Source organism: Algoriphagus halophilus (assembly GCF_900129785.1).
Classification (GTDB): domain Bacteria; phylum Bacteroidota; class Bacteroidia; order Cytophagales; family Cyclobacteriaceae; genus Algoriphagus; species Algoriphagus halophilus.
The window spans coordinates 152,196-167,547 of sequence record NZ_FSRC01000004.1; the positions used below are offsets into that span (position 1 = coordinate 152,196).

Genomic DNA, 15,352 nt, shown 5'->3' on the forward strand with positions numbered 1-15,352 from the left:
TTTTAGATGTTAGAGTTTAAAAGTTGCATTCACAAAACCTACATGAGAAGCTCCTGCTTTCACAGGTATTTCTCCTTTACCTTTTACAATCCAGCTAAGTTCTACCTTCTCATATGCTCCAATCACATCAATTAACTCGATTTTGTTTCCGGAAATAATTCTATCAGCTGGAAGGTTCATATCTACTCTAACCTTTCTTAACCATCTGGAGCGCTCTCCCATTTGAGAATGTGTCGGAATAGGAGAGTTGTTAAATAAATCCACAGTAATTCTCGTTAAACCATTTCCTAATCCCTCAATCTTGAGATTATGCATTTCCAGTTTAGGCTGCATTTCTGCAAGCTTTAAAATAAAATCCGTGTGTTCATCGGCTATCTCTCCTACTTTTTCAAATGGAGGATTGACCATGACAAATGGGTTAATTCCACCTACTTCTACTTTTTTGCCTGGAAAATCAGGATGATTGATTTCTTTCCAAGGAGTGTAAACACCTTCCCATCCCAAAGAATCAGCCCATGCCAGATAATTGGCTTCTGCATTTGTTTTTCCTTTAAATTCTGGAGTCCAATATCCCGGCGTTCCAAAACTTAATCTTCCAAAGTGAAAATAAGCCCATTGGAAAAAATCTCCATCAGTTCCCTGGTTCGTTTGCTGAAATGGTTTACTTGAAATGGTTTCATTGTAAATAGAAGATACCATACTATTTATGGCTTGGTCTTTCTCCAGAATAGAGGTCACAATCCTTTTTCTAGCCTCGCCCGCATTATATTTTAAGGGAGAGGAAAGGTTGTTTGCAGGAGAAAATGTAACAAATGCAAAAATGTTCCATTGGTCAAACAGGTAGTCCAATAAAGCTCTGGATTCTTTTTGAGCTACAGGAATATCACCCGCAAGCGGTTCGAATACGGGGAATTTATAGGTCAAAGACTTATTGAAAGCGATTCCTTCTTCAAGGTCTTCTGCATATTTCCCATCCTTATCCTCATCTACAGATTCTTTGAATACTAAATATTTTCCAGCTTCTCCTTTAGCATGATTCGCCTTTTCCATAACACGTTCATCTTCTGAAGAAATCACATAGTCTCCCATGGGATCTTCTACACGCATCCAAGTAATCATTCCATTTCCATCTAAATCAGTGTACCCATTGTCAGCAGGAACACCGTCTCTATCATGGTCTACTGTAACTGCATTTCCCCGTCTTTCATACTTCAATGCCGCATGATATTGCTCATAGGCATCTGGTGACATGTTTGGAAAAATATAGAAAGTAGTATTTTCCAATGCAGCAGCATTTTCTGACACTAATTTCTCAGCGAATTGCAAGGCGAGCTCAACACTAAGTACATGATAGCCTTCCACTCCTCCGACTACTGCAATAGCAGGTTTTTCATCTACTTGACCGGTCCCTATTTTTAACGCCCAAATATCTTTTCCTCCTTCCGTCTTGGTGAGAGAGGTTAGTTCGGCCGATGCATTGGAGCTAATCTGTTGTAGCCTTTGGTTTACTTGAGAAAGTGTGGGGTAATCAGATTGCGCAAAACCATGCATTGACCAACCCAAGCTTCCTAAAAGTAAGCCTGTTAGTAGTAATTTTCTCATAAATTGTTTGGGTTTTAAATTTCATTGGTATCCAGGAGAAGCTCCTGATCTTCCTTTAAATTTTATAAATTTTACAGATAATTTAGGTAGTACTTTTTCCGAATGCTTAAATCACGCATAAGTGGGCATTGCTCGGGATAAGTGGATAAGATAAAAAACTATGTTGTACAGATCGGGATTTTTCGCTTATTTCATGCAAATAGCTACTACATCATGTACCAAAAAATAGCCCTTGCAATAGCCTTTTCTCCAAGAATTGAGGCGTTGATCTCCGAAACCAAAAGATTGGTAGAGCTCTTTGAGTCAGAATTGATATTAATTCATGTTGGGAAAAAGACAGATGAGTTGGTACAGAAACTAGAAGGATTAGTAGAAAATGCACAGCTACCTAAGGACCGCACCAAAATTATTTGGAAAGAAGGGAAGCCTGGTAAAATGATTTTAGAAGCATGCAGGGATGAAAATGTAGATTTACTAGTAGCAGGAGCCCTAAAAAATGAAAGCTTTCTAACTTATTACCTAGGTTCGGTGGGGAGAAAAATAATCAGAAAAGCCCCTTGCTCTGTACTTACACTTATTGAGCCGAAAGTAGAAACTACTGGCTTTTCACAGGTGGTATTCAATGGAACGCAAACTCCTATCACACCTTTTGTAATACAGCAAGGCATCGATTTTTCAAAAAAAGTAAAGGCGGACCAGGTTTTTATTTTGAATGAGATTAAAATGTATGGGCTTCAAATGGGGACTGCCTCTGAAGATTCGGAGCAGGAGGTTGCTCAAACCAGACGTCAGCTAGTTCAGGATGAAATCAAGTATGTGGAGGATATCCTGAGCAAACTGGATAAAGATGATTTAAAAATTAGTATCAAAGTGACCGGGGGTAGGTGGGCCATCGAGTTGGCACGATTCTGTGAAAAAATTAATGCAGATTTGTTGGTAGTAGGTGATGAACATAAATTAAATTTTTTCGATAGGATTTTCCCACATGATTTGGAAGACTTATTAAGCACTTTGCCTTGTAATCTATTAATTGTAAAAGAATAATCTTCCATGGAAACTTTAAACCATAAGGAGGTTATTAATTTACTCCTCCAGCTTGCCGCCATGTTAATAATGGCCAGAGTATTTGCCGAATTGGCAAGGAAGTTTAAACTTCCTGCAGTAGTCGGTGAAATTTTGGCTGGTATCATTTTAGGACCGACCATATTAGGTACCTTATTCCCAGGAGCTCAGGATTATTTGTTCGGCTCGCATGAAATGTCAAATGTTGCTTTGGATGGCTTTGTCCAAATCTCTGTAGTCCTACTCCTGTTTATTGCGGGATTGGAAGTAGAGCTTCAAGTGGTATGGAACCAAGGGAAAAATGCGCTAAAAATTGCTACGGCCTCCATGGCATTACCCATTATTACAGGGTTTGTGTTAGCCTATGCTTTCCCGGAATTTTTGGGAGTGAATATCAATGATAGAGCGGTAGCCTCTACCTTTTTTGGATTGGCCATTTCCATCACTGCATTGGCAGTTGTCGCAAGGATATTAATGGATTTGGGAATCTTTAAGACCCAGACAGGTTTGCTGATTATAGCTGCTGCCATGATCGTAGACATCCTTGGTTGGATTGTTTTCTCAGTAATATTGTCCTTATCCGAATCGGGTGCAGAAGGATTGGGTGTTTGGCCTACGATTGGGTTAACCCTGATATTTACGCTCTTTATGTTGACTTTAGGAAAGGGGTTAATTAATCGGGTGTTGCCTTGGATCAATAAAAACCTAGCTTGGCCAGGAGGATTACTTTCCTTATCGTTGGCCATTTGTTTTTTGGCAGCTTCTTTTACAGAGTTTATTGGGATTCATGCCATTTTTGGAGCTTTCATCATTGGAGTAGCTTTAGGAGATTCCGAATACTTAACAGAAAAAGCCAAGGAGATCCTTCATCAATTCATTAACAATATTTTTGCACCTATTTTCTTCGTGTCCATTGGATTGAAAGTAAACTTTGTGGAGGCCTTCGATCCTGGCGTAACTGGAGTGGTGGTGATTCTTGGCTTGTTGGCAAAGTATTTTGGAGCCTACTTAGGAGGAAGGTATGCAGGAATAAGCCGAAAAGAATCGATCATTGTTGGCTTTGGGCTTAGTACCAGGGGGAGTATGGATATCATTCTGGGATTGATTGCCCTAGAGACAGGATTGGTCTCTGAATCCTTGTTTATTGGGTTGGTTATTCTTGCCTTGATTTCAAGTATTTTCTCAGGTCCTTTAATCAACTGGGCACAGAAGCTGAAATTTTAAGATCATTTTTCAATGACTCATTTGAAAGATCAATTGGCTTAAGTTAACAATCAGATGTAATTTTGGGTTGTCCTTTTCATTACCCACAATCAAAAGCACATGATCAAAACCGGAAAAACTGGCGTATTGCTAGTGAATTTGGGAACTCCAGATAGCACATCCACAGGTGATGTAAGAAAGTATTTACGCGAATTCCTAATGGATGGACGTGTGATAGATATTCCATTTATACCGAGATGGATGTTAGTCAACTTGATTATAGCTCCTTTTAGAGCCCCAAAATCTGCTGCAGAATACCGTAAGCTATGGACAGATAGAGGCTCACCATTGCTTTTTCATACCGTGGACTTAAAAGAAAAGCTGGTAGAAAAACTAGATTCATCTGAATATGTGGTGTCCATGGGAATGAGATACCAAAGTCCTTCCATTGAATCGGCATTGGAGGAGTTGATGAAAAAGAAAGTGAAGAAGATTATTGTCGTGCCATTGTTTCCACAATATGCCTCTGCCACCAATGGTTCGGTTATAGATCGAGTAATGGAAATAGCCCGTGGTTGGCAGATCATTCCAGAGATTACCTTTGTTAGCAATTTTATAGATCATCCTCTTTTCCTTAAAGCTTGGAAAGAATTAGGGCAAGAAATGATGGAGAAGAAAAAATATGATCGCTTTTTATTTTCTTATCATGGCCTTCCTGAACGACAAATTAAAAAAGGTTCAGTAGACAACTATTGCCAATTAGGCGCTTGCTGTAATAAATATTCCTCTTCAAATCAGTTTTGTTATAGAGCCCAGTGTTTCCAGACCACTCGGATGATTGCGGCCGAACTTGGTCTGCCCGAGGATAAAGTAGATACCTGTTTTCAATCTCGATTAGGAAAAGACCCTTGGGTTCAGCCCTATACGGAGGATATGATCAAGAAATTGTCCTCGGAAGGGGTAAAGAACGTTTTGGTGTTTTCTCCAGCATTTGTTGCTGACTGCTTAGAGACTACAGTCGAGGTAGGACAAGAATATAAAGAGCAGTTTGAAGAGCAAGGTGGAGACCATTGGGATTTAGTCCCAAGTTTGAACTCTGAGGATACCTGGGTGGATTGTTTGGTAGATTTAGTCCACTCTAAGTCTTGAATGAAATCTATTTTCCCATCACAATTATAAATTAGGTCAGGTTTCGGTTCTTTGATGGAGAATATTGATCTTTCATTCATAAATCACCTTTGCATCAATTGTCAAAGTCAAACTCATCGGAATTTTTATTAATCTCAGGGATTCTATTGGTATCCATTAATCTGAGGACCTCTATCGCTTCAGTGGGCCCATTGATTCCGTTTATACGGGATGACCTGGGTTTGTCGAATGGGTTGGCGGGTTTCCTCACCACACTGCCTTTGTTGACCTTTGCCACCTTTTCCCTTTTTGCCCCTGCGATTGGAAGAAAAATGGGTATGGGGAGGGCGGTTTTTTTGGGTATTCTATTATTGACTATTGGGGTCATTCTCCGGGTTTTGGGAGGAATTGAACTTTTATTGGTAGGCACTGCCCTGACAGGAGTTGGAATCGTAATTGCCAATGTTTTGGTGATTCCTTTGATAAAGGTCCGATTACCACATAAAATAGGTTTGATGACTGCCTTATTGGCTACTATGATGTCACTTTTTGCGGCTATTGCAGCAGGCTTTTCAGTCCCAATCGCAGAAGATTTAGGTTTTGGATGGAGAGGATCTTTGGCATCTTGGGCCTTCTTTATGGTTCTTGCTCTAATTGTCTGGATTCCACAATTGAAAAGGCCAAAAGCGGGCATGCATATAGGTGGGGAGAAAGCAAAAAACGTCTGGAAATCCAAATTAGCTTGGCAAGTCACGCTATTTATGGGTTGCCAATCTGTAATGTATTTTACTTTGACAGCTTGGCTTCCGGATATGTTGGTGTCTAGAGGATGGTCTCCCGTAGAGGCAGGTGCTGTATCTTCCATTATGCAACTGGTATCCTTGATAGGTTCCTATTTTGCACCATCTATTTTGATCAAGTTGAAGCAGCAGTCAGGAGTAATATTAATTGTTGGGATAGGCTATATCATTGGATTTTTAGGCTTATTTATTGAATCGGAATGGGTTACTTATTCCTCTTTGACCCTAATAGGATTGGGAATGGGGGCTAGTTTAAGTATCGCCTACACGTTGATCTCACTGAGAACGGCAGAAGATCAGACGACAGCCAAGCTCTCTGCGATGGTTCAGTCCTCTGGATACTACTTAGCAGCATTGGGACCTATGCTTTTTGGTGTTTCCTTAGATCTTTTTGGGTCATGGAATATTTTAATCTGGTTCTTGATTCTATTCTCTGTTCTTTTTACTGGCTTTGGAATGGCTGCAGGACGAGATATGAAGATCTAATAGGATTATTTCCGCTGGCATTATGTAATTTTGCGCGAGTTTCCCAAATGATATTACCATGCAAGAATTAATGCAATCCCTAGGCGTTTCAGAAAACTTATTTAACTATCTGATTATGCCCCTATTAATCTTTATTGCACGTGTAGGAGATGTTTCAATTAATACGTTGCGTATCATGTTTATGATGAATGGGAAGAAGAACATTGCTCCCATTTTGGGATTTTTTGAGGCTTTGATCTGGTTGCTTGCCATAGGCCAGATATTTCAAAATATATCCAACCCCATGTCTTATATCGCTTATGCTGCTGGTTTTGGTACTGGAACTTACGTTGGGATGTATTTTGAAGAGAAACTCGCTCTCGGGAGGGTTTTGGTACGGATTATAACTCCAAACCCCAACCCTCAATTGATGGAATATATGAAAGAGGAGAATTTCCGCTTTACCAATGTAGGGGCCGAAGGGAGGTATGGTAAAGTTCAATTGACTTTTACTGTTATGAAAAGGGATGCACTGGCAAAATTTATAGATAAGGTAAGGAGCTTAGATGAAAAGGCGTTTTATACCATTGAAAGTGTGAAACGAATTTCTGAAGACGACCTGAATGTCATGGATGATAAGCCCAGGTTCAATATGAGCTTTTTCAGCAAAGCCAGGACCTAATGGCCAATACCTGGTTTCAATTTCAGCAGTTTCGGGTTCATCAGGACCAATGTGCTATGAAGATTAGTACTGATGCAGTACTCTTGGGTGGATTGGCTTCTATTGAAAATCCCCAAAAAATACTGGATATAGGTACGGGGACAGGAGTGATCTCTTTGATGCTGGCCCAGCGTTATCCCATTGCTCAAGTAATCGGTATTGAACTCGACAATGTGGCTGCAAATCAAGCAGGTGAAAATTTTAATTCCAGCCCTTTTTCATCTAGGATGAAGATTTGGGAAGGAAGATTTCAAGAGTTTAATTCTGAAGAGAAATTTGACCTGATCGTCAGTAATCCTCCCTATTTTCCAGATCATTTAAAGTCTCAAAACTCCAAAAGAAATCAGGCTTTGCATACGGACACCCTTTCTTTTAGGGAGCTTGTTTGCAATTCAGCTAGCTTGCTTAGTAAGGAAGGTTGTTTTTGGGTGATTTTACCTCCCAGACAAATGCAAGATCTGAGGGAGGTTTCTAAAGAGTTTGGACTAAGCCAATGGCAATCTTTCACGGTACAAGATAAACCAGGAAAGAGAGTAATTAGAGAAATGGTGTGTTTTGGGTTGGAAGAAAAGGAGTTCCAATCCCAAGAAATTTTCATAAAAAATGAGGATGGGACAGCTCATCCTAGCTATCAAAAGATTGTTTCAGGCTTTTTGTTAGAATTTCCTTGAAAAAATAAGGAGAATCTAGAGGTTTCCTTGGATATTGAGATCAATTTTGGCCAAAAATTCAATTTTTAGCTTTAATTAAACCATTTTTCTACCCTGATATTTTCAATAGGACGTATTTTTTTTAAAGAATCTTCAATATTTGACCCTATTTGTTGTGAATGGTAGTTTTTGAGGGGTAAGTGATCTTGTTTGTGAATACTAATTCTATATTTTTGGGTGATATTTAATTACTACTACAATCATATGCGAAAACTTCTATCTCTGAGCATGTTATTTATGCTTCTTTTGGGATGGGCTTGTACTGAAGAGGAACCTGAAACCACGGTGTTAGTCACTGAAGATGTGCTATACACCAGTGCAGAAAATGTCAGACTTCTCGGTCGCTTAATTACAAACCAAACAATCAACGCGGTCGATCATGGTTTTTATCTCGCCGAAGATGAAAATTTTTCATCCCCAATAATTATTTCACTAGGTACAAAAGAAGGTCCCGGTAGATTTATAGGGGAAACTACTGGATTGACAAATTCAAAAACCTATTATGCAAAATCCTTTATGGATTTGGGAGGAGAGATTCAATTTGGAAATGTGATTACCCTAAACACATTAAGTCCAATAATTGAGACCTTCTCGCCAGCATTTGGATTGGTTGGGGAGAGCATGACTATTACAGGTCAAAATTTTACAGAAGATACAGAAGTGTTCTTTGGTGATTCAAAAGCGGTAATCACATCTATAGAATTCGAGTCCAGGCTTCATTTGATCATCCCTGAGGCCTCAGATTTTTCGGTTCCTATTACCGTAATCGTTCAAGATAAAACCTTGGAATTTAACTCCAACTTTGAATACCAAATTGGTACCTATGAGTTGATCAACAAGTTTCCTGAAGCTGTTAGACTTTATGGAAATGCATTTTACCAGACCAATTCCGGGTTGAATATTGGCTTGGGAACAGTTTCCAAGAACAGTTTTTATTCAAAAATCCAGCAATATGACATTGGTTCCAATACATGGAAAGAAGTTTCATTTCCGGGTACAAACCGAGCCTATGGATTTGCCACCAAAAATTACTTGGGAGGTGGAACCGCTGGTTTGATACCGAATCCATATGATATTAATTTCTCATTTTATAAAGTGACGGATTCTGGATTTGAAAGGCTACCGGATTTACCTTTTGCCAGTAGAGAATCAATCGCTTTCGAAAATGGGGGAAATCTCTATGTCCTTGGAGGAAAAGAGGGGAATACTTCCGCATTAAGAAGATTTAATTCAGCCACCAATACCTGGACAAATCTGAATGATTCTCCGGTTGAGTTTTCTACTGAGAATGCATTCTTTGTGTATCAAAATAAGGTCTATATCATAGGCAATGATGCAGTGCTTTGGGAATATACGATCAACTCTGATTCTTGGGAGTCTGTATCTACCTATCCTGGTAGCTTAGGGCAAGGTTATGGGATGGGGCAAGTGATTGGTAATAAAGCATATGTAGGGCTTTATCAAAGAAATACTCAGGTTTGGGAGTTGGATATGAATACCATGATTTGGAAATCAAAAAATGACATTCCAGGTTTACCTCAGGAAATTACGGTAGCCCACTTTGAGAAGGATGGATTCCTATATATTATGAGAATGCCTGATATTACTTTGGCAGGGAATTTCCCGATGAATTTGTACAAGTTTGACCCCAACGGATTTTAATCTCAGCATATGAAAAAACATTTACTCATTTTCTTTTTACTGGTTAGTCAGTTGGGATGGGCTCAGACCGAAGTGAATCGGGAAGTAATCGGAAGAGATATTGGCCAATTGAAAGGAATTAGAATTACTGGCCGAATCATCGATGAAATTACAGGAGAAGCATTGGTAGGAGCTACTGTGACTGTTCCTGAATTAGAAATCAACAGAATAACCGACAACAATGGTGGCTTTGAACTGATCCTAGATCGTGCAGAGTACAACCTTCAATTTAGGTATGTGGGCTATGAAACCATTGATTACCCAATCACTGCAGTAGGCGATGGAAGAATTTCCATCAAAATGCTTCAGGAAGATTTTCAATTAGATGATGTGGTGATTTATGGTAGTGATCCCGAGAAAAATATTCGTTCCACGGATATGGGAGCCATTACCATGAGTATGAATACCATGCGTGAGTTGCCTCCTTTTTTAGGAGAAGTGGACATTATTCGCTCTATGGCCACCCTTCCAGGGGTAAGCCAGGTGGGTGAAGCTGCAGCTGGCTTAAACGTCAGAGGTGGAGGCGCCGATCAAAACCTGATCCAATTTGCAGGGGCTCCTATCTATAACCCTACCCACTTGTTTGGATTGTTTACTTCTTTCAATGCGGATGCGGTGAATGGTGTGACTTTATACAAGTCAGTAATCCCAGCAAGATTTGGAGGTAGAGGTTCTTCGATCTTGGATATACAACCAAAAGCGGGATCTATTTCCAATTGGGGTGGAGATTTGATGCTAAGTAATTTTTCCGGAAAAGTAGGTTTCAATGGACCAGTTGTAAAAGACAAGGTTTCCATAAGAGGGGGGTTTAGAGGATCTTATATCAATTGGTTTTTAGGTGCTTTGAGCAACCCGGACCTAAAGAATTCAAGAGCGAATTTTTATGATGGAAACCTGGTGATTTCTGCCCCGATCTCAGAGAAAAATGAGTTCACGTATAGCTATTATACTTCTTACGATGATTTTGCTTTTGCCTCTGATACGACCGTGTCCTGGAAAAACAACAGTCATTCCTTGCAATGGAAAAGTGTTTTCAATGACAAGATGGGCCTCGAGGCTTTGGGGTATTATACCCAATATGATTACAGCATTTTCAACAGATCCGGAATCAATGATTTTGACCTGAATTCTGGCATCAAAGATTATGGTATCAAAGCATATTTCTATTATATGTTTAGCGAGACCAATAAAATAACAGTGGGAGGAGATTTCAAAAATTTGGAATTGCAACCAGGGGAATTAATTCCTTCTACAGGAGGGGAATCAGGAATCTTACCACAAAAAGTGCAGAATGAAAATGGAAGAGAATCAGGTGTTCACTTCCAGCATGAATTTGAATTAGGAGAGAAGTTTGGGATGTCTTACGGTGTCCGATATGACATGTATAGTTATTTCGGTCCTAGGGTTGTCCGGGAGTATGCGGAAAACCAACCTCTTTCGGATGGAAGTGCCATTAGTGAAACTACCTATGCAGATGGAGAGGAGATTCAATCATATAATGGACTTGGGCCAAGAGGTTCATTACGTTACTCCTTCTCCAAGGCTAGCTCGATTAAATTGGGATACAATAAAATGTACCAGTTCATCCACCTAATTTCCAATACAGCCACTATTGCCCCTACTGATGTTTGGAAGCTGAGCGATAATTACTTGAAACCGCAAATTGTCGATCAGATATCATTGGGATTCTATAACAATTTCAAAGGCAATATTTTTGAAACCTCCATCGAAGTCTACTACAAAGACATCCAGAATGTCATAGAGTATAAGGATGGAGCCAATTTAATTCTTCAGAATAATCTGGAAACCGAATTGGTTCCTGCCAATGGACGGGCATATGGGGTGGAATTATATGTGAAGAAGAATTTGGGAAGATTGACTGGCTGGGCTTCCTATACCTACTCCCGAAGTTTGAGACAAGTAATCACTCCATTTGAAGAAGAAATCATCAATGATGGAGATTGGTATGCTTCCAATTATGACAAGCCTCATGACTTTACCTTGATAGGAAACTACAAAGTGAGTACCAACACCTCTGTTTCGGCAACATTTGGATATAGCACTGGTAGACCAGTTACCTACCCAGAAGCCAAGTTTGATTATTCAGGAAACAATCTTGCTTATTTCAATAGAAGAAATGAACAGCGATTACCAGATTATCATAGATTGGACATTTCTGTCAACTTTAAACTTCCAGGTAAGGGTAAATTCTTCGATGGGGATTGGACTTTCTCAGTATTGAATGTGTATGGACGTAAAAATCCATTCTCGCTCTTCTTTGTGGATGAGTTAGGTGCACCTCCACAAGCGTTAAAACTTGCCGTATTAGGTGTTCCTCTTCCAAGTATCAGCTACTCTATTAAGTTTTAATAAGATGCTAAAAAAATATATTTACCTGCTTTTAATTTTACCATTGGCTGCTTGCATTGACCCCTATGTGGTTAATGTAGAAAGTGGTGAGCAGTTATTGACTGTGGAAGGCACAATAACTACTACTCCAGGAGTTCAAAGTATTCGACTTACGAGAAGTGATACTTATGGGAGTATTTTTGAAGGCTTGATCAGGCCAGTCTCCAATGCTACTGTAGTGATTCGAGATGACCAGGGAAAGGTAATTTTCTTGACTGAAGATACTGAAGACAGAGGTGTGTATTATACTCCTGAAAATTTTGCGGCGGTTGTTGGTAGGTCCTATACCCTGCAAATCCAACTCGTCGATGGGAAGGTATATACCTCCTTGCCGGAATTAGTCAATTCAGTACCTGAAATAAAAAATATCGATGTGAAGGTAGTGAAGATCGCAGTGGAAGGTGAGGTTTTGGAGCGGTCAGGTGTACAGTTGATAGCAGAAATTGAAGATCCATCTGATCAAAATAACTTCTACTACTGGAGAACAGATCAGTCTACCTATATTTTAAAAACAAGGCCAGACCTTTATACTCCAAATCCGAACTTAAGAAACCCACCAAGTAGGGAGCCTGAACCAAAGGACTGCTGCATTGTATGTTTCAAAACCGAGTTGCTTGGAAGTCAAGGGATTTATTTGGAGAAAGATGACATCTTCAATGGTTTGAATACTAAAGTAGCTGCTGGTTTCATTGAAGATGATGGGAAGCGATTTGTAGAAACATTGAGAACTGATTTGAGGCAGATGAGTATTTCTCAGGAAGCTTATCGATTTTTAAGATTGGTCAAACAACAAACGGAAGTTTCAGGGTCTGTATTTGATCCGCCACCTGCAAACATCAGAGGGAATATGATCAGTTTGGATGATCCAGAAGAGGTGGTTTTAGGGTATTTTATGGCTGCGGGAGAAACAGTCAAACGAATTTATATCCAAGCAGAAGATCTTGATTTTACGCAGCCAGCAGTAATTATTCCAGACGATTGTCGTGAAATTGAAGGAGCCCAATTGAATCCTCCAGTAGACTGGAATCCATAAAATTTATTGATATAAAGTACTTTGAAAAAGTTTAGTTTTATCTTTTTTATCCTACTATGGAGTTGTGTAGACCCATATGAAGTGGATATTGAAGAGGGGGTTCAACTGCTGACCGTCGAGGGAATGGTGACTAATGGACCTGGACCTCATCTTGTAAAGCTTTCTAGGAGTGATACGTATGGAAGCATTTATGAAGGGCTCGTTCGTCCCGTTGCTGGAGCAACGGTGATCGTAAGGGATCAAACAGGAAAAGTGATTTTTCTGGAAGAAGATCTTGAAAATAGGGGTGATTATTATACTTCTGCAGATTTTTCAGCAGAGGTTGGAAATACCTATACCTTGCAAATCCAGCTGGTAGACGGAACCGTTTATTCTTCTTTACCAGAGACCTTACCATCCGTTCCAGAGATCCAAGAGATCAATTATCAGGTCAAAAAAATTCCTGTGGAAGGAGAATTGAATCCAGATTCAGGAGTTCAATTCTTGGTGGACATAGAGGACCCTGAGGAGGAGGATAACTATTACTATTGGAAAAAAGGTCCTTCTATGTACATTTTAGAAACCAGGCCGGACCTTTATCACTTACCTCCGCCAAGCCGACAGCCAGCACCAAAGGATTGTTGTATTTCTTGTTATCGATCTGAGCAGGTGGCTAACTATTCGATATTCATAGCAAATGATGACACTTTTAATGGTCTTAGCTCTAGAATCCCTGCAGCTTTTGTGTTGGATGACGGTTTGCGTTTTGTCAACCAATATAGAATTGATATCGAACAATACAGTATTTCTGCAGGAGCCTACCGCTTTCTTCGATTGGTGAAACAGCAAGTTGAGTTGAGTGGATCTGTATTTGATCCTCCACCTGCCAATATTCGAGGCAATATGGTCAGTTTGGATCATCCTGATGAAGTGGTTTTGGGGTATTTTATGGCAGCAGGAGAAACCAGCAAAAGAGTCTATGTGGATGCTACTAAATTAGATTTTGTACAGGGTAGAACGATTATTGCTGATGATTGTAGAGTTGTAGATGGCGCACAAACCGAGCGGCCTTCAGATTGGAATCCATGAGAAAGTACCATAAAGACTAGTTGATACTTTCAATAAACCGAATTCCTAGTGTTTCAAGTTTATTTAGAATAGGGGTATATAACTCTGGTAAAACTGGTACATAAAGTCCGGTGAGTTTAATTTTTCCATTCAGAAATTCATCTACGGCAATTGCTAAAGGTAAGCCAACCGTTTTTGCCATAGCCGTATAGGTAGAGTCTTCACCATAACAAACGAGACTCGAGATGATCGTTTTGGTGCCCTTGCTGGATTTGATTTCAAACTGATGTTGCATCAGGATCATATCTTTGTCCTCTGGAAATAATTTCCAATCTTCTTCCAAGATTGCCTGCAGTATACTAGCTGGACTTCCTTGGGTTTTTGGTAGTTTTCGATTACCAAAGAATCCCAACCATTGGATTTTTTCAAATGTTGGGAAATCCATTTCGGGGATGGCCTCTGCAAGTTTTTCCTCCACTGACAACTCTTTTTTATAGGGTAAAAATGTGTTCAGGAATTGTCTGAGGGTACTTCCTTCCTGCAAGTTTAACTCGTAAGAGTCATCGGTTAATCCAAGTTGAACAAATACATCCCAAGCTTTACAATAGCCAGACCTCCTCAAAGTGCCACGCAACATGGTTTGAATAGATTCAATGCCGTATACTTTCCGATAGTTTAGGGAATCACGATTAGGGTAGCCATCAAAATCTCCTAATCTGTCGAAATGGATGGTTTCGGTTCTTTTGAATACCTGATGATACGGAACAAATTTCAATTCCCCTTGATCAATATATTTGGAGATTCCCTGTCCTGCTAATACCACATTTCTTGGGTTCCAGGTAAACTTGTATTTCCATGGATTATCTTCACTGATTGGGGCAAGTAATCCACCACAATAGGATTTGAAGGAGAGAATTTCTTCCTGATTGGCTTTTGCCTCTAAAATAATCTTCATGGCAGACATATGATCCAATCCTGGGTCTAAACCACATTCATTTAGAAAAAAAAGGCCTTTCTTTTCTATTTCAGCCTGCATGGATTTTATTTCTTCAGATTCATAGGAAGCGGAGAAAAAATGTTTTTTAAGGATCAGACATTCTTTAGCGACGATAGGATGCATAAATGCGGGCAGCATGGAAATAACCACATCGGAGGCAGTGATTAATTTTTTCAGTGCCTCTTTATCTTCAATAGAAAAACCTGTTGCTTCTGTATTAGGCTTTCCTTGGATTTTGGAGTTAGCTAATGCGAGGTCTAAATCTGCAAGAATAAGTTTTCTGCTACCATCACTACAAGTTGCTGCTATATAATCAATTAAATAGGAGGATGATTTTCCCGCTCCAAGAATCAAAATTGTCTTCATATTCAAACTTGGTCAAAGACCTAAATTGGTTATTATTATCAAGCTAGGAAAGGGACTGGCCTTTAATTTTGGAACTATTCACTACATTGTTCGTAAGGATAACTCCTA

At 39.6% G+C, this 15,352-nt stretch carries 12 protein-coding genes; 10 read left to right on the plus strand and 2 right to left on the minus strand.

The genetic code is table 11. The annotated features are described in order from the left end of the window. Positions 1–9: 9 nt before the first annotated feature. Positions 10–1,602: a M14 family metallopeptidase gene (locus BUR11_RS19640; RefSeq protein WP_074226742.1), complete on the minus strand. Its 1,593-nt coding sequence runs from the start codon at positions 1,600–1,602 to the stop codon at positions 10–12. Between the two features lie 213 nt (positions 1,603–1,815). Between BUR11_RS19640 and BUR11_RS19645 the strand changes: the two genes are divergently transcribed. From BUR11_RS19645 to BUR11_RS19690, 10 genes are all read left to right on the plus strand, one after another. Next, positions 1,816–2,646: a universal stress protein gene (locus BUR11_RS19645; RefSeq protein WP_074226743.1), complete on the plus strand. Its 831-nt coding sequence runs from the start codon at positions 1,816–1,818 to the stop codon at positions 2,644–2,646. A 6-nt stretch (positions 2,647–2,652) separates the two neighbouring features. Continuing rightward, positions 2,653–3,888, plus strand: a complete 1,236-nt coding sequence (locus BUR11_RS19650; RefSeq protein WP_074226744.1) for a cation:proton antiporter — start codon at positions 2,653–2,655, stop codon at positions 3,886–3,888. Between the two features lie 99 nt (positions 3,889–3,987). Next, a complete protein-coding gene (gene hemH, locus BUR11_RS19655; RefSeq protein ID WP_074226745.1) occupies positions 3,988–5,016 on the plus strand; it encodes a ferrochelatase in 1,029 nt (342 codons plus the stop codon). A 98-nt stretch (positions 5,017–5,114) separates the two neighbouring features. Then, on the plus strand, positions 5,115–6,281 hold the full coding sequence (locus BUR11_RS19660; RefSeq protein WP_084561123.1) for a CynX/NimT family MFS transporter: 1,167 nt from the start codon (positions 5,115–5,117) through the stop codon (positions 6,279–6,281). A gap of 58 nt (positions 6,282–6,339) precedes the next feature. Continuing rightward, positions 6,340–6,942, plus strand: a complete 603-nt coding sequence (locus BUR11_RS19665) for a DUF2179 domain-containing protein (RefSeq protein ID WP_074226747.1) — start codon at positions 6,340–6,342, stop codon at positions 6,940–6,942. Continuing rightward, positions 6,942–7,652 carry a tRNA1(Val) (adenine(37)-N6)-methyltransferase gene (locus BUR11_RS19670; RefSeq protein ID WP_074226748.1) on the plus strand — a complete coding sequence of 237 codons (711 nt, stop codon included), beginning with the start codon at positions 6,942–6,944 and terminating at the stop codon, positions 7,650–7,652. Before BUR11_RS19665 ends, BUR11_RS19670 begins: the two co-directional genes overlap by 1 nt. 243 nt (positions 7,653–7,895) lie before the next feature. Then, complete coding sequence (locus tag BUR11_RS19675) at positions 7,896–9,353, plus strand: IPT/TIG domain-containing protein (RefSeq protein ID WP_084561110.1); 1,458 nt, start codon at positions 7,896–7,898, stop codon at positions 9,351–9,353. Between the two features lie 9 nt (positions 9,354–9,362). Next, a complete protein-coding gene (locus BUR11_RS19680) occupies positions 9,363–11,762 on the plus strand; it encodes a TonB-dependent receptor (protein WP_074226750.1) in 2,400 nt (799 codons plus the stop codon). A 4-nt stretch (positions 11,763–11,766) separates the two neighbouring features. Beyond that, complete coding sequence (locus tag BUR11_RS19685; RefSeq protein ID WP_074226751.1) at positions 11,767–12,834, plus strand: DUF4249 domain-containing protein; 1,068 nt, start codon at positions 11,767–11,769, stop codon at positions 12,832–12,834. A gap of 21 nt (positions 12,835–12,855) precedes the next feature. Further along, positions 12,856–13,902 (plus strand): DUF4249 domain-containing protein, encoded by a 1,047-nt coding sequence (locus BUR11_RS19690; protein WP_074226752.1) that lies wholly within the window; start codon positions 12,856–12,858, stop codon positions 13,900–13,902. Between the two features lie 16 nt (positions 13,903–13,918). Here the strand turns inward: BUR11_RS19690 and BUR11_RS19695 are convergent, their stop codons facing one another. Beyond that, positions 13,919–15,244, minus strand: coding sequence for a saccharopine dehydrogenase C-terminal domain-containing protein (locus tag BUR11_RS19695; RefSeq protein WP_074226753.1), 1,326 nt, complete (start codon positions 15,242–15,244; stop codon positions 13,919–13,921). Positions 15,245–15,352: the final 108 nt, after the last annotated feature.